22 protein-coding genes and 3 pseudogenes are annotated in these 24,789 nt (G+C 70.2%); 13 read left to right on the top strand and 12 right to left on the bottom strand.

The genetic code is table 11. The features are described from left to right. Positions 1-75: 75 nt before the first annotated feature. Positions 76-897, top strand: coding sequence for an EcsC family protein (locus tag JCM7685_RS11000; protein WP_074969759.1), 822 nt, complete (start codon positions 76-78; stop codon positions 895-897). Here JCM7685_RS11000 and JCM7685_RS10995 read toward each other — a convergent pair. The 3 genes from JCM7685_RS10995 to hemE all read right to left on the bottom strand — a co-directional run bounded on the left by JCM7685_RS10995 (position 894) and on the right by hemE (position 4,474). Beyond that, positions 894-2,423, bottom strand: a complete 1,530-nt coding sequence (locus JCM7685_RS10995; protein ID WP_074969761.1) for an ATP-dependent DNA helicase — start codon at positions 2,421-2,423, stop codon at positions 894-896. The two genes, JCM7685_RS11000 and JCM7685_RS10995, sit on opposite strands and share 4 nt — an antisense overlap. Before the next feature lie 147 nt (positions 2,424-2,570). After that, the gene (locus JCM7685_RS10990) at positions 2,571-3,446 is read right to left on the bottom strand and encodes an EamA family transporter (protein WP_074969763.1); all 876 of its coding nucleotides are present in this window, start codon (positions 3,444-3,446) and stop codon (positions 2,571-2,573) included. Further along, a complete protein-coding gene (gene hemE, locus JCM7685_RS10985) occupies positions 3,446-4,474 on the bottom strand; it encodes a uroporphyrinogen decarboxylase (RefSeq protein ID WP_074969765.1) in 1,029 nt (342 codons plus the stop codon). Before hemE ends, JCM7685_RS10990 begins: the two co-directional genes overlap by 1 nt. Positions 4,475-4,550: 76 nt before the next feature. Here hemE and hemC point away from each other — a divergent pair, with 76 nt between their 5' ends. Next, positions 4,551-5,480: a hydroxymethylbilane synthase gene (gene hemC / locus JCM7685_RS10980; protein WP_074969767.1), complete on the top strand. Its 930-nt coding sequence runs from the start codon at positions 4,551-4,553 to the stop codon at positions 5,478-5,480. 148 nt (positions 5,481-5,628) lie between these two features. On the opposite strand, the gene cbiB is transcribed toward hemC, so the two are convergent. Together cbiB and JCM7685_RS10970 are read right to left on the bottom strand one after the other, a co-directional pair. Further along, the gene (gene cbiB / locus JCM7685_RS10975) at positions 5,629-6,561 is read right to left on the bottom strand and encodes an adenosylcobinamide-phosphate synthase CbiB (RefSeq protein ID WP_074969769.1); all 933 of its coding nucleotides are present in this window, start codon (positions 6,559-6,561) and stop codon (positions 5,629-5,631) included. Next, a complete protein-coding gene (locus JCM7685_RS10970) occupies positions 6,561-7,112 on the bottom strand; it encodes a histidine phosphatase family protein (RefSeq protein ID WP_083412879.1) in 552 nt (183 codons plus the stop codon). Before JCM7685_RS10970 ends, cbiB begins: the two co-directional genes overlap by 1 nt. 155 nt (positions 7,113-7,267) lie before the next feature. Here JCM7685_RS10970 and JCM7685_RS10965 point away from each other — a divergent pair, with 155 nt between their 5' ends. Genes JCM7685_RS10965 through JCM7685_RS10955 form a run of 3 tightly spaced genes read left to right on the top strand, consistent with a single transcriptional unit; the run spans position 7,268 to position 9,422 of the window. Next, positions 7,268-8,428, top strand: coding sequence for an acyl-CoA dehydrogenase family protein (locus JCM7685_RS10965; protein ID WP_074969773.1), 1,161 nt, complete (start codon positions 7,268-7,270; stop codon positions 8,426-8,428). Then, positions 8,428-8,940, top strand: coding sequence for a lysozyme inhibitor LprI family protein (locus JCM7685_RS10960; protein WP_074969775.1), 513 nt, complete (start codon positions 8,428-8,430; stop codon positions 8,938-8,940). The genes JCM7685_RS10965 and JCM7685_RS10960 overlap by 1 nt, the downstream gene beginning before the upstream one ends. Then, positions 8,937-9,422, top strand: coding sequence for a lysozyme inhibitor LprI family protein (locus JCM7685_RS10955; protein ID WP_074969777.1), 486 nt, complete (start codon positions 8,937-8,939; stop codon positions 9,420-9,422). The genes JCM7685_RS10960 and JCM7685_RS10955 overlap by 4 nt, the downstream gene beginning before the upstream one ends. Before the next feature lie 74 nt (positions 9,423-9,496). On the opposite strand, the gene JCM7685_RS10950 is transcribed toward JCM7685_RS10955, so the two are convergent. Beyond that, positions 9,497-10,108 carry an OmpW/AlkL family protein gene (locus JCM7685_RS10950; protein WP_074969779.1) on the bottom strand — a complete coding sequence of 204 codons (612 nt, stop codon included), beginning with the start codon at positions 10,106-10,108 and terminating at the stop codon, positions 9,497-9,499. 149 nt (positions 10,109-10,257) lie between these two features. Here JCM7685_RS10950 and JCM7685_RS10945 point away from each other — a divergent pair, with 149 nt between their 5' ends. From JCM7685_RS10945 to JCM7685_RS10915, 8 genes and pseudogenes are all read left to right on the top strand, one after another. Next, the gene (locus tag JCM7685_RS10945) at positions 10,258-11,862 is read left to right on the top strand and encodes a carboxyl transferase domain-containing protein (RefSeq protein ID WP_074969781.1); all 1,605 of its coding nucleotides are present in this window, start codon (positions 10,258-10,260) and stop codon (positions 11,860-11,862) included. Between the two features lie 5 nt (positions 11,863-11,867). Further along, entirely contained in the window at positions 11,868-12,368 is a 501-nt protein-coding gene (locus JCM7685_RS10940) for an O-acetyl-ADP-ribose deacetylase (RefSeq protein WP_074969783.1), read from the top strand. A 79-nt stretch (positions 12,369-12,447) separates the two neighbouring features. Then, positions 12,448-14,379 (top strand): acetyl-CoA carboxylase biotin carboxylase subunit, encoded by a 1,932-nt coding sequence (locus JCM7685_RS10935; protein WP_074969785.1) that lies wholly within the window; start codon positions 12,448-12,450, stop codon positions 14,377-14,379. After that, positions 14,372-15,037 carry a glutathione S-transferase family protein gene (locus tag JCM7685_RS10930; RefSeq protein WP_074969787.1) on the top strand — a complete coding sequence of 222 codons (666 nt, stop codon included), beginning with the start codon at positions 14,372-14,374 and terminating at the stop codon, positions 15,035-15,037. Before JCM7685_RS10935 ends, JCM7685_RS10930 begins: the two co-directional genes overlap by 8 nt. Further along, the gene (locus JCM7685_RS10925) at positions 15,024-15,878 is read left to right on the top strand and encodes a hydroxymethylglutaryl-CoA lyase (protein ID WP_074969789.1); all 855 of its coding nucleotides are present in this window, start codon (positions 15,024-15,026) and stop codon (positions 15,876-15,878) included. The genes JCM7685_RS10930 and JCM7685_RS10925 overlap by 14 nt, the downstream gene beginning before the upstream one ends. After that, positions 15,875-16,660 (top strand): crotonase/enoyl-CoA hydratase family protein, encoded by a 786-nt coding sequence (locus tag JCM7685_RS10920; protein ID WP_074969791.1) that lies wholly within the window; start codon positions 15,875-15,877, stop codon positions 16,658-16,660. The genes JCM7685_RS10925 and JCM7685_RS10920 overlap by 4 nt, the downstream gene beginning before the upstream one ends. A gap of 110 nt (positions 16,661-16,770) precedes the next feature. Continuing rightward, positions 16,771-17,073, top strand: a pseudogene (locus JCM7685_RS20275) (IS5/IS1182 family transposase); the annotation flags it as partial. Positions 17,074-17,124: 51 nt separating this feature from the next. Continuing rightward, a pseudogene (locus JCM7685_RS10915) lies at positions 17,125-17,634 on the top strand (IS3 family transposase); the annotation flags it as partial. 95 nt (positions 17,635-17,729) lie between these two features. Here the strand turns inward: JCM7685_RS10915 and JCM7685_RS10910 are convergent. From JCM7685_RS10910 to JCM7685_RS10885, 6 genes and pseudogenes are all read right to left on the bottom strand, one after another. Next, positions 17,730-18,654: pseudogene (locus JCM7685_RS10910) on the bottom strand (IS5 family transposase). 254 nt (positions 18,655-18,908) lie between these two features. Then, a complete protein-coding gene (locus JCM7685_RS10905; RefSeq protein WP_083412570.1) occupies positions 18,909-20,117 on the bottom strand; it encodes a FliM/FliN family flagellar motor switch protein in 1,209 nt (402 codons plus the stop codon). 60 nt (positions 20,118-20,177) lie between these two features. Next, a complete protein-coding gene (locus tag JCM7685_RS10900; protein WP_074966387.1) occupies positions 20,178-22,835 on the bottom strand; it encodes an ATP-binding protein in 2,658 nt (885 codons plus the stop codon). Further along, entirely contained in the window at positions 22,825-23,079 is a 255-nt protein-coding gene (locus JCM7685_RS10895) for a hypothetical protein (RefSeq protein ID WP_074966386.1), read from the bottom strand. Before JCM7685_RS10895 ends, JCM7685_RS10900 begins: the two co-directional genes overlap by 11 nt. Next, complete coding sequence (locus JCM7685_RS10890; protein WP_074966385.1) at positions 23,076-23,435, bottom strand: response regulator transcription factor; 360 nt, start codon at positions 23,433-23,435, stop codon at positions 23,076-23,078. The genes JCM7685_RS10895 and JCM7685_RS10890 overlap by 4 nt, the downstream gene beginning before the upstream one ends. Before the next feature lie 58 nt (positions 23,436-23,493). Then, entirely contained in the window at positions 23,494-24,786 is a 1,293-nt protein-coding gene (locus JCM7685_RS10885) for a helix-turn-helix transcriptional regulator (protein WP_074966384.1), read from the bottom strand. Positions 24,787-24,789: the final 3 nt, after the last annotated feature.

The following is a 24,789-nucleotide window of genomic DNA, read 5'->3' as shown; positions in this document are numbered from 1 at the left end:
CCCGTCACGGGGCTGGCGGGTTCCTTGGCCGGGCGATATTCCGTCCGACGCATGAATTTCCGGGACCTGCCTCGCATGACCAAGAACACGCCCATCCCGCTCCGCCAGGACGTGCTGCCCCCCATCGACGACCCGACCGTGCATGCCGAGATCGACCGTCTCGCCCGGCGCTACCTGGCGGCCGGCGGCGTCGCTATGGAGCTTATGGGCGCCATCGGCGGCAAGGCCGAGGGGCTGATCGAGCGGCTGCCCGCCGGCCTGCGCGGGCGCATGGACCGCATCACGCTGGCGGCGCTGAACCGGGCCTTCGACGCGGCATCGCGTTCGCGCGGGGTGCTGGGCGAGCGGGGCGACCTGTTCAACCGGCTGCTGTCCACCACCTCGGGGGCGGTCGGCGGGCTGGCGGGGGTCGGCGGCGCCATGCTGGAACTGCCGGTGACGGTGACGCTGCTTCTGCGCGCGATCATGGACATCGCCGCCGAGCACGGCATCGACCCGGCCTCGGACCAGGCGCGGCACGAGGCGCTGCATGTCTTCGCCTCGGCCGGGCCGTTGTCGGACGATGACGGCACCGACCTCGGCCTGCTGACCGCGCGGATGACGATCACCGGCCATTCGGTGCAGGCGCTGATCGCGCGGGTGGCACCGCGGCTGTCGGCCTCGCTCGCGCAGAAATTCGCGGCGCAGGCGGTGCCTGTGCTGGGCGCGCTGGCCGGGGCGACGATCAACTACAATTTCACCCGCTACTACCAGGAACTGGCCCGGGTGCATTTCGGCCTGCTGCGGCTGTCGCAGGAAACCGGCATCCCGCGCGAGGCGCTGGCCGAGGCGCTGGAGCTGCGCATGGTCCAGCTGGCCCCGAACCGGACGGCGCGCAAGCTGATGGGACGGCGCTAGGCCTCGGCCGCCAGCTGCAGCGTAGCGGCGGGCGCGTCCAGATGGTCGATTCCCAGCGGCGCCGAAGGCCGCGCAAGGCGCGGCTTTACCACCCAATGCAGTCTCTCCTGCGCGCGGGTGATGGCGACATAGGCCAGCCGCTTCCACAGCGCGATGCCGGCCTCGCTGCGCCCCGACCAGGCGGCGGCGCTGATGTCGGGGCCGAAGACCTGCACGTCGGGCCATTGGCTGCCTTGCGCCTTGTGGATCGTCACCGCCGCGCCATGCAGGAAGGTCGCGCCCATGCGCGCGGCGAAGGGGATAAAGGGCTCTTCGACATCCGGCATCTCGATCTTGACGATGCTGGCGGCGGACAGCCGCGGGTCCTCGGCGCCCACCACATGCAGCCGCGAAAAGCCGGGCTTGCGCCCCGGTCCCAGATAGACCACTTGCGCGCCCTTGATGAGGCCCCGCGCTTCCAGGTCGATGCGCTTCTTGCGGTGCTTCAGGGGCAGTTCCAGCCCGTCGCAGATCAAGGGCTCGCCCGGCAGCAGCGCGTCGCCCGGCGCGCCGTAGGCCGAGCGGAACGCCTGGATCAGCTTGATGCGGGTGACGTTGCGCCAGACCAGCACCGGGCTTTGCGCCATCAGGTCGGATTCCACGCGCTCGGCCCAGATCACGCGCGGGTCGCGGGCGGCGGCCTCGCGGATCATGCGCTCGAAGGCGTCGAACTCCAGCGCCGGATCGGCCAGCGCATGGGCGAGGTCCAGGATCGGGCTGTCGTCCTGCTGCCGGTGGATGCGGTTCAGGATCAGCTTCTGCGGCGCGGCCAGCCGGTCGAAGACCATCTGCCCGGACTGGCCGACCGGCGCCAGCTGCGCCGGATCTCCGAACAGGATCAGCACCGGAAATATCTCGCGCAGGTCCTCGAACTGGCGTTCGTCCAGCATCGAGGCCTCGTCTATCAGCCCCACGTCCAGCCCGTCCTCGCGCCGCTTCCAGCCGCGGATGAAATCCGAGCTGCGCAGACCCGCCGCGGCAAGCGCGCCGGGGATCGAGGCATGCTGGTCATAGAACGCCTTGGCCCGGTCCAGCGCCGCCTCGGTCAGGCCCTCGATCACGCCTTCGACCTTCGGCCGCTCGCCGGCCCCTGTCAGCCAGTCGGCGATGCGCTCGTAATCGGGATCATAGACCGGGGTATAAAGGATGCGGTGGATCGTCGTCGCCGGCACGCCGCGCATGCGCAGCACGAAGGCGGCCTTGTTGGTCGGTGCCAGGATGGCGACGGTGCGGCGGTCCTTGCGCTTCTTGCCCTCATAGTCGCCCGAGACCAGATCGACCCCGCCCGCCCGCAGCGCCTTGGTTAGTTCCGCCAAGAGCAGCGTCTTGCCCGAGCCGGCCTTGCCGATCACCGCCATCACCCGGCCCTTGGCTTCGACCGGCGGTGAAATCTCCTCGGAAACGAGGTCGATCCCGGCCTCTTCCAGCGTCGAGGCCACGGCATCCCAGGCGTCGGCCTGATCGGGAGAAAGGGTAGGCAGGGTCATGGCGCCTTGTTACCCGCCTTGCGCGCAAGCGGAAAGGGCCGTTGCTGTAGCCAGCGTTGCGAATGGGTATTTGTAAAACGGAAAAAGCGGCTTGCCCTCCTTTCCGTTTCACAAATACCCAATGCTGACCTGGCCTCCGTCGCTGCGCTATCTGCTGACCGCGATCAGCGCCGCCACGCCCAGCACGATCAGCGCCATTCCGGCGCGTTGCCGGCGCGAGGCGCCCTCGCGGAAGACCCGGCCCGAGACGAGTTGCGCCATCACCACCTCGACCAGTGCCAGCGTGCGGACATTGGCCGCTGCCGTCAGCGCGAAGCCGATGAACCAGAACAGCGAGGCCAGCGCGCCCAATGCCCCCGTGCCCAGCGAACCGCGCCAGTGTCGGGCGATGCCGGCCAGCGCCGGGCGGTCGGCGAGGCCCAACCAGGCGAGCATGATCGCGGTTTGCAGCAAGAGGCTGAGCACCAGGACGGTGGCCGCGCGCAAGGCGCCGTCGCCGAAGGGGAGGGCCAGGATCGCGCCGCGAAAGCCGATGGCCGAGAGACCGAAGAGCGCCCCCGCCGCGATGCCCAGGGCGGCCGCGCGCCAGCCGCCGCGGCGCCAGTCGGCACCCGACATCAGCATCACGCCCAGCGTGGCGGTGGCGATGGCGGCCATCCGCAGCGGACCCAGCGGTTCGGACAGCAGCAGCGCCCCGATCAGCATCAGCGTCACCGGCTCGGTCTTGATCAGTGCCGTGGTGACGCCGAAGCCGCGGCTTTCCATCGTCAGCAGCATCAGCGCCGTTGCCGCGATCTGCGAGACGGCGCCCAGCGTGGCCCAGCCGAGGCTGGCCGCTCCGGGCATGGGGACCGGCGTGAGGGTCGCCAGCACCGCCAGCAGCAGCGCGGCGAAGGGCAGTCCGAACAGAAAGCGCACCGCCGTCGCACCCATGGTCCCCAGTTCGGCCGTCAGTCGGCGCTGGGCCGCATTGCGGCCGGTCTGGGCCGCCGCTGCGATCAGCGTGGCGATGATCCAGCCCATCAGCCCCGGATCGCCTCCAGCATGCGGGCGACGTTTTCGGGGTCGGCTTCGGGTGTGATGCCATGGCCGAGGTTGAAGATATGCGGCCCGCCCGAGAAGGCGGCCACGATGCGGCGCGTCTCGGCCACCAGCGCGTCGCCGCCCGTCACCATCAGCCGCGGGTCGAGATTGCCCTGCACGCAGCCGTCCTTCTGCACCTCGGCCGCCGCCCAGTCGGCGGAAACGGAGTTGTCCAGCGCCACGCAATCGGCACCGGTGGCGCGGGCGAAGCCGGCATAGCGCGGTCCGGCCTCGCGCGGGAAGGCGATGACCGGGATGCCCGGATGGCGGGCCTTCAGCGCCGCGATGATGCGCCGCGTGGGGGCCAAGGCGAAATCGTCGAAATCGGCGCCTTTCAGCGAACCGGCCCAACTGTCGAACAGCTTGACCACCTCGGCCCCGGCCTCGATCTGGGCCGAGAGATAGTCGATGGTCGCCTCTGTGATGCGGTCGATCAGGGCCGAGAAGGCGGCGCGGTCCTCGGCCTTGAAGGCATGGGCCGGAGCCTGGTCGGGGGTGCCGCGGCCGGCGATCATGTAGGTCGCCACGGTCCAGGGGGCGCCGGCGAAGCCGATCAGCGTGGTCTCGGCCGGCAATGCGCGCGCGAGGATGCGCACGGTCTCATAGACCGGGGCGAGGGTGTCGTGGATCGCATCCGTCGGCTTCAGCGCCGCCACCTGGGCCGCGCTGGTGACGGTGGAAAGGCGCGGGCCCTCGCCGGTCACGAACCACAGGTCCAGCCCCAGCGCCTGCGGCAGCAGCAGGATGTCCGCGAACAGGATCGCGGCGTCGAAGCCATAGCGGCGGATCGGTTGCAGCGTCACCTCGGCGGCAAGGTCGGGCGTATAGCACAGCGACAAAAAGTCGCCGGCCTGGGCGCGGGTGGCGCGGTATTCCGGCAGGTAGCGCCCGGCCTGGCGCATCATCCACACCGGCGGCACGGGCAGGCGCTCGCCCGCAAGCGCGCGCAGGATGGTCTTCTGGGACATGGTTCACCTCTTGGCGATCTTCATGGCCGGACTGTCCCCGTTGTCAAGGGCGCGAGGGGGCGCTAAGCCCTTGGCCATGACCCAGACCCAACCCATCCGCATCGGCACCCGCGGCTCGGCCCTGGCCTTGGCGCAGGCGCATGAGACCCGCGACCGGCTGGCCGCCGCCCATAGCCTGCCGGCCGACGCATTCGAGATCGTGGTGATCAAGACCACCGGCGACCGTGTGCTGGACCGGCCGCTGAAAGAGATCGGCGGCAAGGGCCTGTTCACCCGCGAGATCGAGGATGCGCTGCTTTCGGTCCAGATCGACATCGCCGTGCATTCCATGAAGGACATGCCGACCGTGCAGCCCGAGGGGCTGGTGATCGACTGCTACCTGCCGCGCGAGGATGTGCGGGACGCCTTCGTCTCGGGTGCCTATGCCGGGATTTCCGAGCTTCCCCAAGGCGCTGTCGTCGGTTCCTCGAGTCTGCGGCGGCGGGCGCAGCTGGCGGCGCGGCGACCCGACCTGACGCTGGTAGAGTTTCGGGGAAACGTCCAGACCCGCTTGAAAAAACTGGAGGAAGGTGTCGCGGTCGCGACCTTTCTGGCCATGGCCGGCCTGTCGCGGCTGGACATGCTGCATGTCGCGCGCGGCGCGGTTTCGCCCGACGAGATGCTGCCCGCGGTGGCGCAGGGCTGCATCGGGGTCGAGCGCCGCGGCGATGACGCGCGGATGGCGGGGCTGCTGGCGGCGATCGGCGACGGCGACAGCGCGCTGCGGGTCGCGGCCGAGCGCGCCTTCCTGGCACGGCTCGACGGCTCGTGCCAGACACCCATCGCCGGGCTGGCGGAGCTGGACGGCGGCCGGCTGCGGCTGCGGGGCGAGATCCTGCGCCCCGACGGCAGCGCGGTCATCGCGGGCGAGCGCATCGGCCCCGCCGGCGACGGTCCGGCCATGGGCACCGACCTGGCCGAAGAGCTGCGCGGCCGGGCGCCCTCGGATTTCTTCGACTGGTCCTAACAGGCTGCTTGATTAGGGTGCCGGCGCGGAAATCGTCCTGGAATTCGGTGAAATCGGGCCGAAAGAGGGATGTGTCCGTCCAAACTGAGGACGATTTCGCGGTTCCTGGACCCGGATCTGCTGTCGCACGGGCTTTTTCGGCGGCCTGCTAGAGCGCCAGCAGCGCCGTCAGCCCCATCCCCAGAATCAGCATGGCGCGGCGGTAAAGCCGCAGGCCCGCCTGCAGGTCGCGGGGCGCGGGGTCGCGGGCGTCCTCGTTCAGCCAGGGTTCGGGCGTCTCGACGCCGTGATAGCGGCGGGGGCCTGACAGCCGCACGTCCAGCGCGCCGGCCATGGCCGCCTCGGGCCAGCCGGCATTGGGCGAGCGGTGGCGTCGGGCGTCGCGGCGGATCACCCGCAGGGCACGGCCTTTGTTCGGCGGCGCCGCCAGCAGAAACAGCGCTGCCGTCAGCCGCGAGGCGGGCAGGTTCACCAGGTCGTCCAGCCGCGCCGCCACCCGGCCGAACAGCGCGTGGCGTTCGCTCATGTGGCCGATCATCGAATCGAGCGTGTTGATGGCCTTGTAGGCGGCGATGCCCGGCAATCCCGCCACCGCTGCCCAGAAGATCGGCGCGACCACGCCGTCCGAGGTGTTTTCGGCCAGGCTTTCCAGCGCGGCGCGGGCGATGGGCGCGGGCCGGTCGTCGAGATCGCGGCCGACGATCATCGCCGCCGCCGCCTTCGCGGCCGGGATGTCCCCCGCCGCCAGCGGCCGCGCCACCGCCGCGACGTGGTCGTCAAGCGAGCGGGTGGCGACCAGCGGCCAGGCCAGCAGGCCCAGCAGCACCGGGCCGAAGGGCAGCGGCATCAGCGCCCGCGTCAGCAGGACCGCCGGCACCGCCGCCGCCGCGACCGTGACCAGCACCGCCAGCGCGCCGCGCAGGATGCGATGCCCACCGCGGTTCCAGCGCCGGTCCAGCGTCGCGATCAGCCGGCCGAGCCAGGTCACCGGATGGCCGATGCGGCGATAAAGCGCATCCGGCCAGCCCAGGGCGGCGTCGGCCAGCAACGCGACCAGGGCGATGGTCAGGCTCTCTTGCATCACGGCGCGATCCTGTTGACGGCCTCGACTGCCCAGCCGCCCGGGGTGCGGGACAGGATGGTCAGCGACAGCGGCGCGACGGAAAAGGACAGCGCCGCCGGGCCGACGGCCAGCGCCAGCGCCGCGCGCACCGTGCCGGCATGGGCGATGATTGCGGTGACGCCGCTTGCGTCCTCCAGCACCGGCTGCACGCGGGCAGCCATGTCGAGGAAGCTTTCGCCCCCTGGCGGACGGGCGGCGGCCAGGGCCTCGGGCGGCAGCGGGCCGAGGTCGGGGATGGTGGCGCCGGGCGCTTCCCAGGCGCCGAAATCCTGTTCCCACAGCGCCGGGTGATAGTCGGGGGAAAGCCCCAGCGCCTGTGCCGTCTGCCGGCAGCGCAGCGCCGGGCTGGCCCAGATCCGTTCCGCGCCGGCAAGCGCCCGCGCCGCCCAGTCCAGCGCCGCGCGGTCGCCGCAATCGGCCGCGACGTCGCGGCGCCCCGCCAGCCCCGGGGCGGCAAGGGGCGCATGGCGCAGGATCAGAAGCCGGGTCGGATCGGGGGCGAAGCTCATCGGCCGCATGGATGGCGCGGCCTCGGGCGCTTGTCAACGAAGCCCGCTCGGGCGCAGGATCGGGACAGGCACCGTATCCGAGGCTTGACGCGGGCACAGCGGCGCGTGCATGGTCCTATAAATGAACATGCGTTCAATAAGGCGGGAGGAAGCCGATGTTCACCGCAGGCATGCAGTTCGACCTTGGCGAGGATGTGAACGCGCTGCGCGAGACCGTCCACCGCTGGGCGCAGGAGCGGGTGAAGCCCATCGCCGCCGATCTGGACCGCAAGAACGCTTTCCCGAACGCATTATGGCCCGAGATGGGGGCGATGGGGCTGCTGGGCATCACCGTGCCCGAGGCATTCGGCGGCAGCGGGATGGGCTATCTGGCCCATGTCGTCGCGGTCGAGGAGATCGCCCGCGCCTCGGCCTCGGTCGCGCTGTCCTATGGCGCGCATTCCAACCTGTGCGTGAACCAGATCACGCTGAACGGCAGCGAGGCGCAGCGCCGGCGCTATCTGCCCGATCTGTGCAGCGGTCGCGCGGTGGGCGCGCTGGCCATGTCCGAGGAAGGCGCGGGCAGCGACGTGGTCGGCATGACCCTGCGCGCCGAACGGCGGGGCGGGGGCTATGTGCTGAACGGCAGCAAATACTGGATCACCAACGGCCCCGACGCCGATACGCTGGTGGTCTATGCCAGGACCGACCCCGAGGCGGGCTCGAAAGGCATCACCGCCTTCATCGTCGGCCGCGGCATGGCGGGCTTCTCGACCGGCCCGCATTTCGACAAGCTGGGCATGCGCGGCTCGAATACCGGCGAACTGCTGTTCCGCGATTGCGAAGTGCCGGCCGGGAACGTGCTGGGCGCCGAAGGGCAGGGGGTGCGGGTGCTGATGTCCGGCCTCGACTATGAACGCGTGGTGCTGTCGGGGATCGGCACCGGCATCATGGCCGCCTGCCTCGACGAGGTGATGCCCTATGTCAAGGAACGCCGGCAGTTCGGCCGGCCGATCGGGTCGTTCCAGCTGATGCAGGCCAAGGTCGCCGACATGTATGTCGCTCTGAACACGGCGCGGGCCTATGTCTATGCGGTGGCGCGGGCCTGCGACGCCGGTCGCGTCACCCGGCAGGACGCGGCGGGGGCGGTGCTCTATGCCAGCGAACAGGCCATGGCGCAGGCGCATCAGGCCGTGCAGGCGCTGGGCGGTGCCGGCTTCCTGGCCGATTCGGTGGTCTCGCGGCTGTTCCGCGACGCCAAGCTGATGGAGATCGGCGCCGGAACTTCGGAAATCCGCCGGATGTTGATCGGACGTCAACTGATGGAGATCGCCTGATGCGCCTGCTCGTCTTTTCCCTTTTGCTCGCCGCCGGCCCGGCGCTGGCGCAGGACGGCCCGCAATACGATGCCGAGGGTTTCGCGAAATGCGTCGCCGATGCCGAGGCCGACCTGAACGCCGAGGCGGCGCTGCGAACCTGCATCGGCCAGGCTTCGACCCTTTGCATGGCCACCCCGGGCGGCGACACGACCGTCGGCATGGTGCAGTGCCTGGATCACGAGGCGCAGGACTGGGACAAGCAGCTGAACCGCCAGTACGACCGGGCGCTGAAGGCGGCCAAGGCGGCCGATGCCGAACTGGCTGCGCTGGGTTCGGCCGCCGAGCCCGCCGCTCCGGCCCTGCAACAGGCGCAGCGCGACTGGCTCGCCTTCCGCGATTCCTCCTGCCGCTATGAAAGCCTGCGCTATCAGGGCGGCACGCTGGGCGGGCCGGCGGCCCAGGATTGCGTGCTGCAGCTGACCGCCCAGCAGGCGCTGCGCCTGCGCAATATCGCGGAGAGCATGGAATGAAGCGTCTGTCCCCCGCCGCTTTCGCCCTGGCCGCGCTGGTGGGCGCGCCCTGTTTCGCCGGCGACGCCTCGGGCTTCGACCCGGCCGCCATCGACCAATGCCTGGCCGAAGCCTCGACCCCTGGCGCGCGCGCCGATTGCGCCGGCACCGGCATACAGGCCTGCCTGGACTATGCGCAGGAGAAATATACCGGCGACGATCCGGATTTCCCGCAGGCGAACTGCCTCGACGCCTCGCATCAGGCCTGGGAGGCGAAACTGACCTCGGTCTATGAAACGGCGCTGAAGGCCCAGGCCGGGCCGGAGGCGCAAGAGGCGTTGCGCCGGACCGAGCGCAGCTGGATCGACTTCCGCGACGCGCTGTGCCGCCATGCCGGCGCCGCGGCGGGCGAGGGGAAGGCCGAACTGGCCCGCGCCCGCTGCATCCGCGACGAAACCGCACGCCAGGCGGCGCTGCTGCTGTCGCTGGAGGGCGGCACGTGAGTGTCCGGCTGCGGAAAGGGCGCCCCGGATCGGGACGCCCTTCTCCGGGCCGTGGTGGAGACCCGGAGCCCGGCCTAGAACTTCATCACATAGCTGATGCCGGCCACGACCGGGTCGACCTCGACCTTGCCGATCCTGGCGCCGTTCAGTTCGACATCGGCGCCGATGTCGATCCAGCGGAAATCGGCGCGGATCGCGGATTTTTCGTTGATCCAGTAGTCGGCGCCCAGATGCGCGGCCAGGCCCCAGCTGTTCTTGACCCGCAGTTCGGACCCGCTCAGCGGTCCGCGTGCGTCGCCGTCCCAGAAGCCGGTGAAGTTCACGCCCACGCCGACGAAAGGTTTCAGCTGTGGGGTCGCGTCGAAGTGATATTGCAGCGAGATCACCGGCGGCAGTTGCTTGACGGTGCCGATCTCGGTGCCGTTCGATTTGATCGAATGCTTGAAGGGCAGGGCGGCCAGCAGCTCGACGCCCAGGTTGTCGCGGATGAAATATTCCACGGTTACGGTCGGGCGGGTGCTGTCGCCGATGTCGGTGGGCACGGTGCCGGCCGCGAGGACGCCGTTGTCGGACTTGGGGTTCACGTTCGCCAGGCCAAGGCCCAGCGTCCATTCGCCCTGAGACTGCGCCAGCACGGGCGAGGCCAGCAGCGCCAGCGCCGCGGCGGTGAGGAGGTGGTGTTTCATGGCTGTCCTCTCGTCTTGTTTGCTGGGGCGACAAGGCGCTTTCACCGCTCACAAAACCTTGATCTGCATCAAACCTTCTCCAGTGCGACCGGCCTGCGTCATTCTGGCGCAGTCCCGGCCGCCCGGACCCGGGGCAAGGGGGGCGGGCAATGAGGCTCGGCAGCGCGGCGCAACCCTCATCGGACGCGTTCCACGCCAATCGCGCGGCGCATCTGGCCATGCTGGAAACGGTGCGCGAGGCGGCCCTGGCCGCGGCGGCGGGCGGCGGGTCCCGCGCGCTGGAACGCCATGTCGCGCGCGGCAAGATGCCCCCGCGTGAGCGGGTGGCGAACCTTCTGGACCCCGGCTCGCCCTTCCTGGAGATCGGCGCCACGGCGGCGCATGGGATGTATGAGGGCGCGGCCCCCTGCGCCGGGCTGATCGCCGGCATCGGCCGGGTGCAGGGCCAGGACGTGATGGTCGTGGCCAACGACGCCACGGTCAAGGGCGGCACCTATTACCCGATGACGGTGAAAAAGCATCTGCGCGCGCAGGAAATCGCCCAGGAATGCCATCTGCCCTGCGTCTATCTGGTCGATTCGGGCGGGGCGAACCTGCCGAACCAGGACGAGGTGTTTCCCGACCGCGACCATTTCGGCCGCATCTTCTACAACCAGGCGCAGATGAGCGCGATGGGCATCCCGCAGATCGCCGTGGTCATGGGCTCCTGCACGGCGGGCGGCGCCTATGTCCCGGCCATGTCCGACGTGACGATCATCGTCCGAAACCAGGGCACGATCTTCCTGGCCGGCCCGCCGCTGGTCCGGGCCGCGACCGGCGAGGTGGTCTCGGCCGAGGACCTGGGCGGTGGCGACGTGCACAGCCGCCTCTCGGGCGTGGCCGATTACCTGGCCGAGGACGACGCCCACGCCCTCGCCATGGCCCGTCGCGCCATCGCGAACCTGAACCGGCAACAACCCGCGACCGTGCAATGGCAGGCCCCCGAACCGCCTGCCCATGACCCCGAGGAGATCCTCGGCATCGTCCCCGCCGACCTGCGCACCCCCTACGACATCCGCGAGGTGATCGCCCGCGTCGTGGACGGCTCGCGCTTCGACGAGTTCAAGGCCCGCTTCGGCGAGACGTTGGTCACCGGCTTCGCCCATGTCGAGGGCTGCCCCGTCGGCATCGTCGCCAACAATGGCGTGATCTTCTCGGAAGCCGCGCAGAAGGGGGCGCATTTCATCGAGCTCTGCTCGATGCGGGCGATCCCGCTGGTGTTCCTGCAAAACGTCACCGGCTTCATGGTCGGGCGCAGATACGAAAACGAGGGCATCGCCCGGCACGGCGCCAAGATGGTGACGGCGGTGGCGACCACCAGCGTGCCCAAGATCACCCTGCTGGTCGGCGGCAGCTTCGGCGCCGGCAATTACGGCATGTCGGGCCGCGCGTTCGGCCCGCGCTTCCTCTGGACCTGGCCCAATTCGCGCATCTCGGTCATGGGCGGCGAGCAGGCGGCGGGCGTCCTCGCCACCGTGCGCCGCGAGGGCATCGAGCGCCAGGGCGGCAGCTGGTCGCCCGAAGAAGAGGCCGCGTTCAAGCGCCCCACCATCGAGATGTTCGCGCGCCAGTCGCACCCGCTCTATGCCTCGGCCCGGCTCTGGGACGACGGCATCATCGACCCCAGAAAGACACGCGACGTGCTGGCCCTGTCCTTGCGCGCCAGCCTGAACGCGCCGATTCCGCCGACCCGCTTCGGCATCTTCAGGATGTGACGGCCATGCCCATCGCGACCCTGCAAGGCGACATCACCCGGCTGGCCATGGACGCCATCGTCAATGCCGCCAACCGCACGCTGCTGGGCGGCGGTGGCGTCGACGGCGCCATCCACCGCGCCGCCGGTCCCGGCCTGCTGGCCGAATGCCGGCTGCTTGGCGGCTGCCCGACCGGCGAGGCGCGCATCACCGCCGGCTACGACCTGCCGGCGCGCCACGTCATCCATACCGTCGGCCCGGTCTGGCAAGGCGGCGGGGCAGGTGAGGACGACCTGCTGGCCCGCTGCTACCGGAACAGCCTCGCGCTGGCGCACGCCCACGGTCTCGCCAGCATCGCCTTCCCGGCGATCTCGACCGGCATCTACGGCTTCCCCGCCGCCCGCGCCGCGCTCATCGCCGTCGAAACCATCGAAGCCCACGCAGGCCTCCTCGACGTGACGCTGGTCGCCTTCGACCGTGCCAGCCTCACGACGCTGGACGCCGCCCTCGACGGATCCGTCCGATGACTTCTTTGTTCCCAAAATACTCCACGGGGGTCCGGGGGTGTGAAACCCCCGGCGGCGCCCGCGCCACGAAGAGCCGCCCATGTTCCGCAAGATCCTGATCGCCAACCGCGGCGAGATCGCCTGCCGCATCATCGACACCGCCCGCAGGCTGGGCGTCCGCACGGTCGCGGTCTATTCCCGGGCCGACCGCGCCGCGCGCCACGTCGCCATGGCCGACGAAGCGGTCGCCATCGGCGACCCGGCCCCCAAGGACAGCTACCTGCGCGGCGACCCCATCCTCCGGGCGGCGCTGCAGACCGGAGCCGAGGCCATTCATCCCGGCTACGGCTTTCTCAGCGAGAACCCCGATTTCGCCCAGGCGGTGACCGCGGCGGGCCTTGTTTTCATCGGCCCCTCGGCGCAGGCGATCCGCCGGATGGGGCTCAAGGACGCCGCCAAGGCACTGATGGCCGAAGCGGGGGTGCCGGTCGTTCCCGGCTATCACGGCACCGACCAGGATCCCGCCCATCTTGCGGCGCAGGCCGAGAGGATCGGCTATCCGGTGCTCATCAAGGCGGTGGCGGGCGGCGGCGGCAAGGGCATGCGGCTGGCGCTGGGCCCGCAGGATTTCTCTGCCGCCCTGCAATCGGCGCAGGGCGAGGCCGCCACCGCCTTCGGCAACCCGGCGGTGCTGGTCGAGAGATACATCCAGCGGCCGCGCCATATCGAGATGCAGGTCTTCGGCGACGGTCGCCGCGCCCTGCACCTGTTCGAACGCGACTGCTCGCTGCAACGCCGCCACCAAAAGGTGATCGAGGAAGCCCCGGCCCCCGGCATGACGCCCCAGATGCGCGCCGCCATGGGCGAGGCCGCCGTGCGCGCCGCCGAGGCCATCGGCTATGCCGGCGCCGGCACCGTCGAATTCATCGTCGATGCCAGCCAGGGCCTGCGCCACGACGGCTTCTGGTTCATGGAGATGAACACCCGCCTGCAGGTCGAACACCCCGTCACCGAGGCGATCACCGGCATCGACCTGGTGGAGTGGCAGCTGCGCATCGCCGCGGGCGAGCCGCTGCCGGCCCGGCAACAGGACCTGACCATCACCGGCCACGCCTTCGAGGCCCGGCTCTATGCCGAGGACGTGCCCGCGGGCTTTCTGCCCGCCACCGGCACCCTGGCGCATCTGCGCTTTCCCGACCATGCCCGGATCGAGACCGGGGTGCGGCCGGGCGACACCATCTCGCCCTGGTACGACCCGATGATCGCCAAGGTCGTCACCCATGGCGCCACCCGCGCCATCGCGTTGCGGGCGCTGGAAACGGCGCTGACCGGGACCGAGGTGGCGGGCACGCGCACCAATCTCGACTTCCTGATCGCGCTCACCCGGCACGAGGGTTTCGGCCGCGGCGACATCGACACCGGCCTGATCGAACGCGACCTGCCGGCGCTGGTCCGCGCGGCCCGGCCCGACCCGCGGGACCGGGCGCTGGCGGTGCTGGGCCTGGCCGGGCTGGACGATCCGCGGATCCGCGGCGGCATCACCCTGTGGCAGCCGCTGCGCCGCACCATCGCCTGGGCGGGGGGCGCGGCGGTGCTGGAGGTCCTGGGTCCCGGCGCCGCCCGCGTGACGCTGGACGGCAACACGCATGAGATCGGCCACGAGGGCGGACGCTGGTGGGTGGACGGCGCCCCGCGCCCGTCGCGCATCGTCAACCATGCGGCGGGAACCAGCGTCTTCGGCGATTGCGCAGTGACGCTGACCCCGCTCGACCCGCTGGCGCGCGGCGGGCAGGAGACGGGCGGCGGCCTGACGCTGTCGCCGATGCCGGGCGTGGTCAAGGCGATCTTCGTCGCGGCGGGCCAGCCGGTGGCGGCGGGCGCGCCGCTGGCGGTGCTGGAAGCGATGAAGATGGAGCACACGCTGACCGCCGCCCGCGACGGCGGCGTGGCCGAGGTCCTGGCCCGCCCCGGCGACCAGGTCGAGGCCGGCGCGCCGCTGATCCGGCTGGAGGAGGAAGAGGGCGATGGCTGACCTCACCCTCTGGCATGTGCCGCTGTCGCGGTCGATGCGCGTGCTGTGGCTGCTCGAAGAGATCGGCTGCGACTACGATCTGCGGCTGCTGGACCCGGCGGCGGACTCGGACCGTCCGCTGCCCTATGACGCGCTGCATCCCGCCGGGCGCGTGCCGGCGCTGCGCGACGGCAAGACCACCATCCACGAATCCGGCGCCATGACCGAATGGCTGTGCGAGACCCGTGCCCCAGAGCTGTGGCGCGCCCCGGGCACGCCCGGTCGGCTGGGCTGGCTGGACTGGCTGCATTTCGGCGAGACCCTGGGCCAGCATATCGCCAATCTGACGCTGCAGCATGTCCTGCTGCGCGAGGATGGCGAACGCTCGCCAGTGATCATGCGCCTGGAAGCGGCGCGGCTGTCGCGGGCGCTGGGCTTGGTCGAGCGCTGCGTCGAGGATTCCGACTGGCTGCTCAGCGAATTCTCGGGCGTGGATTGCCAGGTCGGCTATGCGGTCTGGATCGCCGCCCGCTTCCTGCGCTACGATGACCGCCCGGCCCTGGCCGCCTACAGCGACCGCTGCGCCGCCCGCCCGGCCTTCCGGCGCAGCCTGCCCGGTCCGGGGGTGCCGATGCTCTATGCCCGCGACTTTTACGAGGCGCCCGATGAGCGGGGTTGAGATCTTCGAGGTCGGCCCGCGTGACGGGCTGCAGAACGAAAGCCGCCCGATCCCGACGGCCGAAAAGATCGCGCTGGTCGACCTGCTGTCGCAGGCGGGGTTCCGGCGCATCGAGGTGACCAGCTTCGTGCCGCCGAAATGGGTGCCGCAGATGGCCGATGCCGCCGAGGTCATGGCCGGCATCGCCCGCCGCCCCGGCATCCGCTACGCGGCGCTGACCCCGAACCTGAAGGGCTACCGGGCCGCGAAAGCCGCCGGCGCCGGCGAGGTCGCGATCTTCGCGGCGGCCTCCGAGGGATTCTCGCGCGCCAATCTGAACGCGACCATCGCCGAAAGCCTCGCCCGCTTTGCCGCGGTGGCCCAGGCGGCACAGGCGGACGTCATCCCGCTGCGCGGCTACGTCTCGGTGGTGACGGATTGCCCGTTCGAGGGCAGGGTGCCGCCCGCAAGCGTCGCCCGCGTCGCCGCCGCCCTGCGCGACATGGGCTGCTACGAGATCAGTCTGGGCGACACCCTGGGCCAGGGCCGGCCCGAGACCATCGACGCCATGCTGGCGGCCGTCCTGGACGAACTGCCGCCCGGCAGGCTGGCCGGCCATTACCACGACACCGCCGGCCGGGCGCTGCAGAACATCGACGCAAGCCTGGACCGCGGGTTGCGGGTCTTTGACGCCGCCGTCGGCGGCCTAGGCGGCTGTCCCTATGCGCCGGGCGCCGCGGGCAATGTCGCGACCGAAAGGGTCGCCGCCCATCTGGCGGCGCGGGGCCATGACACCGGGCTCGACATGGCGGTGATCGAACGGGCCGCCGCCATGGCGCGGGCGATGAGACGAGGCGCATGATGGAAACGATCCGCATCGACACCGACGCCCGCGGCGTGGCGCATCTGCGGCTGGCGCGCGCCGACCGGCACAATGCGCTCTCCGGTCAGATGATCCGCGACCTCGCCGCCGCGGCGGCGCAACTGGGCAACGATCCGGCGGTGCGCGTCGTGGTGCTGGCCGCCGAGGGTCGCAGCTTCTGCGCCGGCGCCGATCTCGGCTGGATGCAAGAGCAGATGCGCGCCGATGCCGACAGCCGCCGCGCCGGGGCGGGCGAACTCGCCGCGATGCTGAACGCGCTGAACACCCTGCCGAAGCCGCTGATCGGCCGCATTCAGGGCGATGCCTTCGGCGGCGGCATCGGCCTGATCTCGGTCTGCGACCTCGCCATCGCCGTGCCGGGGGTGCGCTTCGGCCTGACCGAGACCCGGCTGGGCCTGATCCCCGCGACCATCGGCCCCTATGTGCTGGCCCGGATGGGTGAGGCACGGGCGCGCCGCGTCTTCATGTCCGGCCGCCCTTTCGGTGCCGATGAGGCGATGCGCCTGGACCTGATCGCCGCCGTCGCCCCGCCCGAGAGGCTCGATGCTGCCATCGAGGCCGAGGTGGCGCCCTATCTCGCCTGTGCTCCGGGTGCGGTGGCGGCGGCCAAGCGCCTGGCCCGGCGCCTCGGCCCCCCGATCGGCCCCGCCGAGATCGAGGCCAGCATCGCGGCCCTGGTCGAGGCCTGGGAAGGCGACGAGGCGGCCGAGGGCATCGCCGCCTTCTTCGACCGCCGCAAACCGCGCTGGCAGTCCGGCTGAAGCGCTGCCTTTGCTTAGGGGCACGACCCATTGATTGAGTTTCTTGATGTACTTCATAAGGGCAGAAGACTTTTCTGACGAGCAATCTTTTCAGACTGACGGATGCGCAGATGACGCGGCTCCAGCCCTGCTTTCCCAAGAGCCAGGGCACGCCGCGTGTCGATGACAGTGCGTACTGAGCAGCGGTCTTCATCAATCGCAATGGGTTGCGTCGGTGCGATGCACCTCGGGAATACGCACCCCCAAAACCCTCTGCAAACGCTGAAAGCGGTGGGGTGAGCGGCGGCACGCCACTGTTTCGAGTGATGCCGCGAACGGGCGTCTTCACCCGGATCACCACCATCATGATTGATGCGCCTTGCCTGAAAGCCCGTCGCACGGCCTCGATCCTGCGGGTGAAAAAGGGGGCGAGGGCAGCCTGCGCCTTGGCAGCCACCGTCATCTATTGGTTGTGAGTCCTGACTGTAGACCGCGACTTCCGTGCGGCCGGGCCGAACCAGAAATGGGCAGGTGACATTAGCTACATCTGGACCCGCGAGGGGTGGCTGTATCTGGCAGTCATCCTGGACCTGCATTCCCGCCGCGTGATCGGCTGGGCCGTCAGCAACCGCATGAAGCGCGATCTGGCGATCCGGGCCTTGAAGATGGCGATTGCCTTCAGGTCGCCACCCAAAGGCTGCATCTTCCACAGCGACAGGGGCAGCCAATACTGTTCGCATGACTATCAGAAGATCCTGCGCCAGCATGGCTTCAAAGTCTCGATGAGCGGCAAAGGTAATTGTTATGATAATGCGGCCGTCGAGACGTTCTTCAAAACCATCAAGGCCGAGTTGATCTGGCGGTGGTCATGGGTAACCCGGCGGCACGATGAGATGGCGATCTTCGAATACATCAACGGCTTTTACAATCCGCGTCGACGGCACTCAGCATTGGGCTGGAAAAGCCCGGTCGCTTTTGAACGGAAGGTGGCTTAAACGAGCAATCGGAGCGGCACAAATACGTGACAGGTCCACTTGACTCTGTTGCACCAAAGAGTTGATGGCCGGATTTCCCCTTTCCCCGGACAGATCTATCCCACGGCCTCTGTGACGGGGGTGCCAAGCGCGGTGTAACGGTTCAGAATAGCGATACGGACCTGAAGCTCGGCGACCTGTCGGTCAAAGTCCCGTGCCATGAGGCGCTGACCCAGCAGTTTCACACAGTGCATCTTCGTCTCGACGCGGCTTCGGGGGTGGTATCCACTCCATCGTCGCCAGAGGGCACGACCGAGGTATTTCGATGCCCGCAGAGCCTCGTTTCGTGCGCCCGCGCCGGCGGCGACTGTCTTCCAGGGTTTGGCGTTCTTACGGGGCGGAATGACAGCGTCGGCGCCGCGGTCAGCGATGGCATCGTGGCATTTGCGGGTGTCGTAGGCGCCGTCTGCTGTGACGCGGCCGATCTGCTCGTGCGCCGGGATCTGTTTGAGCAGGTCGGGTAACACCGGCGCATCGCCGATGTGGCTCCCTGTGATCTCCACCGCCCGAACCTCCAGCGTTTCCTCATCAATCCCCAGATGGATCTTGCGCCAGACGCGCCGTTTCGGGCCGCCATGCTTGCGGGCGTGCCACTCGCCTTCGCCCTCGACCTTGATGCCAGTGCTGTCGATCAGCAGGTGCAGCGGCCCCGCGATACGGTATGTTCACAGCCAGGGTCTTCTGGCGACGGGACAGGGTGCTGAAGTCAGGCACCGTCCAGTCGAGACCAACCAACTGCAGCAGGCTCTCGACGAAACCAGTCGTCTGCCTGAGCGCCATGCCGAAGAGCACCTTCATCGAAAGACACGTCTGAATGGCGGCATCGCTGTAGGTCTGCTGGCGGCCACGCCTGCCTGTCGGCGCGGCATCCCAGCTCATCTCGGGGTCGAACCAGATCGTCAGCGAACCCCGGCGCTTGAGCGCTTCATTGTAGGCTGGCCAGTTCCGGGTTCTGTATGTCGGGGATGCGGGTCGGCTCATGCAGACCAGCTACCGTACGGGTTTCATCAGATGAATCCATGACAGGATTTGTGCAACAGTGCCGGTCCACTTCCTCAACCATACACCTCGATGGCCACCCAGGATTACACCAGCGACGGCGCAGAAATTACACCACTTCCTCGGACGCTAACTCAGTGACCCGCTCAACACAGCTTTCACACAGCCTCGCCCCGCGGGCGGAGCGCGCGGAAGCCGGGCCCGTCTGCGACAGCTTCAGCCGGCGAGCAGGCCGGCTAACTTGCGAAGCGTAACGTGTCGTCAGGGTCCGTGGGTTTCGTGCCACGGAACGGATCGGCCTCCAGGTAGTCTTGCAAGGGCGGTTCGGCCGGGTCGCCGGGCAGGGGCGGTGCCGGACTCGCCGGCGGCGCGGATTGTTGAACCGGCGGAAAAGCTGCGCCGTCCCAGGCGGCGGTGGGCTTGGCCGCATCCGCCTCATGGGCGAGGTCGCGCAGGCGGATGGCGTGGAACCCTTCCGCCTCGCCCAGACGGCCGCGGGCCAGCAATTGGCCCTGCGGGGTCTCGATCCGGGCTTCGTCCAGCACGTTGTGCGGCAGGGGAATCAGCGCCCCCGGGGTCAGGTTGCGCAGCATCTGCAGGCTGAGCTTGCGCCGACACAGGATCCCGACCAGCGCGACCGGCGCCTGCTGCACCGCATCCGCAAGCGAGGTCGCCGGCGCGGCCGGTTGGCGGTGGGTGTCTTGGGGCACCGGCAGCGCGCGTCCGTCCGTCGCCGTGCCCGCCGGAACGGCGGCGCGATCACCGCGTTCGGCAGGCAGGGCGATCATCAGCGTGCCGTCGCGCTGACCGCCGGGACCGATGCGGAAGCGCAGGGTCAGCCGCACCATGTCGCCGTCCTCGAGCATCAGCGACAGCGGCCGCGGGTCGTCCATATAGGTGGCATAACGAAAGGCGCCGAAGTTGGGGCAGGCGTCATGCCCCAGGCATTCGCGCGCCAGTTCGCCCAGCAGGGCATTGACGAAATCGGCCGAAATCGACGCATCGGTGCGGGTGGGCTTGCGCGCGGGGGTCGGGCGCGAGGTGACGCGGCCGATCGCCTGCATCTCGATCAGCGAGGCCAGCAGGGCGGGGCAGACAGCCACCACGCCGATGGCGTCTCGCCGACCTTCGACCACCACCAGAAGCGCGCGTTCGGGCAGCAGTTCCGGCAGTTCCGGCAGGGTCATGCGCGCCAGTTCGACCTTTTCGACGAAGACCGGCAGCCGCGCCTGCTGTTCCGCAGCCCGGCCGAGCGCCGTCGCCGCGGCGCGTTCCAGGCGGAACTCTGCGGCCGGAGGTCGGGCGGCATCCGCCGGCGCACGCGCATTGCCCCGCGCCGCGATCCAGCGGTGCAGGACCGGGGCGCGGGCCGCGGCATCCTGCCCCGCGCCCGTCGCCGCCCCGATGTCCCGGCCGGCCGCCTGTTCCTGTGCTGCACTGTCCATAACCAAAGCGAATCCATAACGACTTTGGCGCACCATGGCACGGACTGGTTGCCAAAAGGTTTAACGCTCCGCATTTTCATCATTTTCCGCCCTGCGGCTGGGACGCGGCGGCAGCGAGATGCGAAAGCAGGCGCCGCCCTGGCCGGGCAGATAGGCGATCGAACCGCCCAGGAACTCCATGATTTCCCGGCAGATCGCCAGGCCCAGTCCGGCCCCCCCTGCGCGTGCGGGGTCGTTCAGCCGGGCGAATTTCTCGAAGATCAGCGCCCGGTTCTCGGGACGGATGCCGGGGCCGTTGTCGGCGATGTCGATCTCGGTGCCGCCGTCGGGGTTGCGGCGGGTGTCGATGCGGATGGTCGGGGCCTCGGCGTCGCAATACTTGCGCGCGTTCGAGATCACGTTGATCAGCACCTGCAGCAGCCGGTCCTGGTCGGTGATCACCGGCAGGTGCTCGGCCACCGGGTTGCGGCGCAGGGCGACGTCGCGGCCTGCGGCGGCCGAGCCGGCCGAGGCCAGCGCCCGCTCGATCAGGTCGTGCAGGTTGAAGACCTCGGGCTTCAACTGGGCCTTGCCGGCCTCAAGCACGGAAATGTCCAGCAATTCGTCCAGCAGCCGGGTCATGCGCGCGGCCTCGTCGTGGATGATGCCGGCGAAGCGGGCGCGGTCCTGGGCGGGCAGGTCGGGTTCCATCAGGAACTCCGAAAAGGCGCGGATAGAGGTCATGGGCGTGCGCAGCTCATGGCTGATCTGGCCCAGGAACGCGTCTTTCTGGGCCGAGAGCGCGGTGAGTTTCTCGTTGCTTTCCCGCAGCATGGCGGCCGTCCTTGCCAATTCGGCCGAGGTATGCTCCAGGCGCCGGTTGTCCTCGCGCGCGCGGCTGGCCTCGCCCGCGACCTCCATCAGGTCCGAGACCGTTACCCCGCCGCGGCCGCCGACCCGCATCATCAGCGCCGAGGCGGTGGCGGCGCCGACCGTGCCGGCCAGCTGACGCTCGAAATCGGCCAGGAAACGCGGGGTCAGGTCGGGGAGGTATCCGGTTTTCCCCTGAGTTTCCGAAGTCTTGCGGAACATTTCCAAGGCGGTTTCATTGCCCCAGATGCGCCCGGCCAGCGTCAGCAGCGCCTCGGCCTGCACCGCGGGCACGGCCTCGGCGGGCGAGGCGTCGGGCGCGACCGCATGAACGAAGGACAGCGCCTGCAGGCGCTCGGCCGGTTCGGGAAAATCCAGCAGCGAGACCAGGACCAGCAGCACCAGATTGACCGCCAGCGCCAGCAGCACCGAACCGGCGAAAGGATCGATTCCGGCCGGCATGGGCGGCAGGGGCATCAGCCCCAGCGACGGCAGGAACACCAGGCGGGTCCAGATCAGCGCCCCCGCCAGGATGCCGGCGATGGCGCCGCGCCGGGTCGCCCCGCGCCAGAGCAACCCCGCGACCATGGCCGGCAGCACCTGCGCCATGCCCGAGAATGCCACCGTACCCATGGCCGCCAGCGCCGTGGTCCCGCCCGACATGCGATGGTAAAGCCAGCCCGAGCCGATGACGGCCAGGATCGCCAGCCGCCGGGCGTTCAGCATCAGCGCGCCCAGATCCTCGGTCGCCTGCGCCGGTTCGGAGAGCGCCCTTTGCCGCAGCCACAGCCACAGCGGCACCAGCCAGTGGTTCGCCATCATGGTCGACAGCGCGATGGCGCTGACCACCACCATGGACATGGCCGAGGAAAACCCGCCCAGGAAGACCAGCGTGGCCAGCCCCTCGCGCCCCTGCGACAGCGGCAGAGCCAGCACGTAGAGGTCGGGGTTCGCGCTTCTGGGCAGCATGTCGGCGCCGACCACGGCGATGGGCAGGACCAGGAAGGACATGGCGGCCAGATAGGCCGGAAAGGCCCAGCCGGCCTGGCGCAGCCGGTCCTCGTCATGGGCCTCGACCACCAGGACGTGGAACATGCGCGGCAGCATCATCACCGCGGCGCCCGAAAGCAGGATCAGCGTGAACCAGCGCTCAGGGTTGATCGGCCAGCCCTCGCCCCCGGCCGAGACCGCCATGCGGTCGATCCGCGCCAGCACGTCGGCGGGCCCGTCGGCAAGGCCCCAGATCACGAAGACCCCGACCGCGACGAAGGCGGCGAGCTTGACCACCGCCTCCAGCGCGATGGCGATGACCACGCCGTGGTGGCGTTCGTCGGCCGCCAGGTTGCGGGTGCCGAACAGGATGGCGAAGGCGGCGAGCCCCAGCGCCACCCAGGCGGAAACGTTGTGCGGCAGGGCGTGGCCCGCGCTGGCGAAGGCGGACAGCGCCATGGACACCGATTGCAGCTGCAGCGCGATATAGGGCGTCGAGGCCATGACCCCGATCAGCGTGACCAGCGCCGCCAGCCCCGCCGACTTGCCGAAGCGGCTGGAGATCAGGTCGGCGATCGAGGTCACGCGATGCAGATGCGCCACCCGCACCAGCCGGCGCAGCCCCCACCAGGCGCCGGCGAAGACGATGCCGGGACCAAGATAGATCGTCAGGAACTCCAGCCCCGAGCGGCTGGCATAGCCGACCGCGCCGTAGAAGGTCCAGGCCGAGCAATAGACCGACAGCGACAGCGTATAGATCACCGGCCGGTCCATCCAGCGCCAGCGCCCGGCCGCCGCCGCGCGGTCGGCGGCATGGGCCAAGAGGAACATCAGCGCGACATAGACGACCGAGGCGGCGACCAGGGTTTCAGGCGTCATCCTCGTCCTCCGCCGAGGGCGGCCCCAGCGCGCGATGCAGCGCCGCGGTGGCGACGATGGCCAGCGCCCAGCTGAGCGCCAGCCAGACCGCGCCGCGCGCATGGCTGAAATATTGCGGCAGCCAGATCGGCGGCACCAGCGCCATGACGGCGAACAGCACCGGCACCACCCGCGTGGCCTCGGCCAGCCGGCGTCGGCGATAGGCGGTGCGACCCAGGAACAGGCGCGGCGGGCGCAGCCTCATGCGCCGCCGTCCAGCAGCTCGCGCACCACGGCGCGCAGATCGGCATTGGCGAAGGGCTTGGACAGCACCCGGTCGGCGCCCTGCGGCAGGTTGGCGACGCCGCGTGCCGACAGCAGCAGCACCGGCAGCGGCGCCAGCGCGGGATCGGCGCGCAGCTCGGCCAGGATCTCGGCCCCCGAGCGGCCGGGCAGCATCAGGTCCAGGATCACCAGCCGCGGCGCCAGCGCGCGGATGCGGGACAGGGCGCCGCCGCCCTCGGGCCATTGCTCGCAATGCCAGCCCTCGCGTGCCAGGATGAAGCGGACGGCCTCGGCGATGCTGGGCTCGTCCTCGATCAGCAGCACATCGACAGTCACTGGCGGCTCTCCCTGGGCTTTGCGGCGATCATGCGGGCAGGCGGGCGCATTGTCAAAATCACGCCGGCCCCAGGATCGAGGGCTCGTGGCGCGCGGCGCAGACCGGCCGCGGGCAGATGCGGCAGGCGGAGCCCACGCCCAGGGCCGCGCGGTCGTCCTGGAAGGGCGCGGGCCGGAACAGCATCTGCGCCCGGCTGAGCGCGGGACCGTCGAAACCCATCGGCAAAAGCCGCTCGGCCACCGCCCAGGCAGTGAAGCGGCTGCCGGCGGCGGTCTCGATCAGCCGCGCCACCGGCAGCTGCGGCTGCGCCAGCGCCTCGAACAGCGGCCACAGCGCGCAGCCTTCGCCCGGGCGGGGCAAGGGAAAGCCGGGCGCGGCCTGGCGAAACAGCGTGGCGCCCGAGCCGTCGCAGACGATCAGCCCGGCCTGCGCCCAGGGACCGGGGCGCAGCATGCCCAGCCGGCGCAGCACCAGGTCCAGCGGCCGGCCCAGCCGCGCCGCGATCAGCGCCGGATCGCCCCCGGCCTCGCCGAGCCCGTCCACGGCCGAGGCCAGCGCCGCATCGGGCAGGGCGGCGCGGTCGCGGGCCTGCGCCACCAGCAGGTCGCGCGCCATCACCTGCGCCGCGTCCGAGGCCAGCTCGGCGGCCTCGGCGGGGTCGGGCTGGCCGGCGACGATCCAGGCCTCGACCTCTTCCTGCGGCGACATCGGCACCGCCTCGTCCTCGAAACTGTCGAGATAGGCCACCAGCGACTGCGCGGTGCGCGACAGGCGCTGGCTGTCGCTGTCGAGATTGGCGTGGAAGCGGTCGCGCCATTCGGTCTCGATTTCCGGCGTCTCGGCCAGGATCGACGCGGTCGAGCGCAGCGCCGTCACCGCCGATTGCACCTCGTGCAGCGTGGTCAGCAGATAGGGGTCGCGGGTCATGCGGTCCGACAGCGCGATCAGCCGGCGTTCCAGCGCATCGGCGCGGCGGGAGGCGGCCGCCAGCACCGAGGCCCAGCCGGGAAAGCGCGCGGCGAATTCGGCGATCTGGTCCAGCTCGACCGTAACGCCCTGCTGCTCGGCCCCCCGCGCCGCCGCCTCGCGCAGGGCGCCGACCAGCGCCTCCTCGCGGTCCGAGGCCAGCTCGGTGGCGTCGATCTCCAGCGCCTCGGCCAGCCGGGTCAGCAGGGCCTCGCCCACCGGGCGGCGGTTGTGCTCGATCAGGTTCAGATAGGCGGCCGAGATCTCGGCGCGCCGTGCCACCTCGGTCTGGCGCGCGCCAAGCGACAGGCGGCGCTCGCGGATGCGGGTGCCGATCAGCGGCCGGGCATGGGGCAAGCGGTGCGAAGAGGGCTGGCGCGCCATGGA

This window comes from Paracoccus aminovorans, from assembly GCF_900005615.1.
In the GTDB taxonomy this organism is placed as follows: domain Bacteria; phylum Pseudomonadota; class Alphaproteobacteria; order Rhodobacterales; family Rhodobacteraceae; genus Paracoccus; species Paracoccus aminovorans.
Note: the sequence above shows the minus strand (reverse complement) of the source record. Positions and strands in the feature narration are given on the sequence as shown.

Bases quoted from the DNA above. Each gene is read 5' to 3' on its own strand.
- JCM7685_RS10990 (WP_074969763.1), bottom strand. From the start codon at position 3,446: ATGGGCTGGATCATCGCCACGCTGATCGCAGCGGCGGCCCAGACCGGC.
- hemC (WP_074969767.1), top strand. From the start codon at position 4,551: ATGACCCAGACCCAACCCATCCGCATCGGCACCCGCGGCTCGGCCCTG.
- JCM7685_RS10995 (WP_074969761.1), bottom strand. From the start codon at position 2,423: ATGACCCTGCCTACCCTTTCTCCCGATCAGGCCGACGCCTGGGATGCC.
- JCM7685_RS10960 (WP_074969775.1), top strand. From the start codon at position 8,428: ATGCGCCTGCTCGTCTTTTCCCTTTTGCTCGCCGCCGGCCCGGCGCTG.
- JCM7685_RS10925 (WP_074969789.1), top strand. From the start codon at position 15,024: ATGAGCGGGGTTGAGATCTTCGAGGTCGGCCCGCGTGACGGGCTGCAG.
- JCM7685_RS10950 (WP_074969779.1), bottom strand. From the start codon at position 10,108: ATGAAACACCACCTCCTCACCGCCGCGGCGCTGGCGCTGCTGGCCTCG.
- JCM7685_RS10935 (WP_074969785.1), top strand. From the start codon at position 12,448: ATGTTCCGCAAGATCCTGATCGCCAACCGCGGCGAGATCGCCTGCCGC.
- JCM7685_RS10920 (WP_074969791.1), top strand. From the start codon at position 15,875: ATGATGGAAACGATCCGCATCGACACCGACGCCCGCGGCGTGGCGCAT.
- JCM7685_RS10965 (WP_074969773.1), top strand. From the start codon at position 7,268: ATGTTCACCGCAGGCATGCAGTTCGACCTTGGCGAGGATGTGAACGCG.
- JCM7685_RS11000 (WP_074969759.1), top strand. From the start codon at position 76: ATGACCAAGAACACGCCCATCCCGCTCCGCCAGGACGTGCTGCCCCCC.
- JCM7685_RS10930 (WP_074969787.1), top strand. From the start codon at position 14,372: ATGGCTGACCTCACCCTCTGGCATGTGCCGCTGTCGCGGTCGATGCGC.
- JCM7685_RS10895 (WP_074966386.1), bottom strand. From the start codon at position 23,079: ATGAGGCTGCGCCCGCCGCGCCTGTTCCTGGGTCGCACCGCCTATCGC.
- JCM7685_RS10905 (WP_083412570.1), bottom strand. From the start codon at position 20,117: ATGGACAGTGCAGCACAGGAACAGGCGGCCGGCCGGGACATCGGGGCG.
- hemE (WP_074969765.1), bottom strand. From the start codon at position 4,474: ATGTCCCAGAAGACCATCCTGCGCGCGCTTGCGGGCGAGCGCCTGCCC.
- JCM7685_RS10885 (WP_074966384.1), bottom strand. From the start codon at position 24,786: ATGGCGCGCCAGCCCTCTTCGCACCGCTTGCCCCATGCCCGGCCGCTG.
- JCM7685_RS10940 (WP_074969783.1), top strand. From the start codon at position 11,868: ATGCCCATCGCGACCCTGCAAGGCGACATCACCCGGCTGGCCATGGAC.
- JCM7685_RS10945 (WP_074969781.1), top strand. From the start codon at position 10,258: ATGAGGCTCGGCAGCGCGGCGCAACCCTCATCGGACGCGTTCCACGCC.
- JCM7685_RS10955 (WP_074969777.1), top strand. From the start codon at position 8,937: ATGAAGCGTCTGTCCCCCGCCGCTTTCGCCCTGGCCGCGCTGGTGGGC.
- JCM7685_RS10900 (WP_074966387.1), bottom strand. From the start codon at position 22,835: ATGACGCCTGAAACCCTGGTCGCCGCCTCGGTCGTCTATGTCGCGCTG.
- JCM7685_RS10970 (WP_083412879.1), bottom strand. From the start codon at position 7,112: ATGAGCTTCGCCCCCGATCCGACCCGGCTTCTGATCCTGCGCCATGCG.
- cbiB (WP_074969769.1), bottom strand. From the start codon at position 6,561: ATGCAAGAGAGCCTGACCATCGCCCTGGTCGCGTTGCTGGCCGACGCC.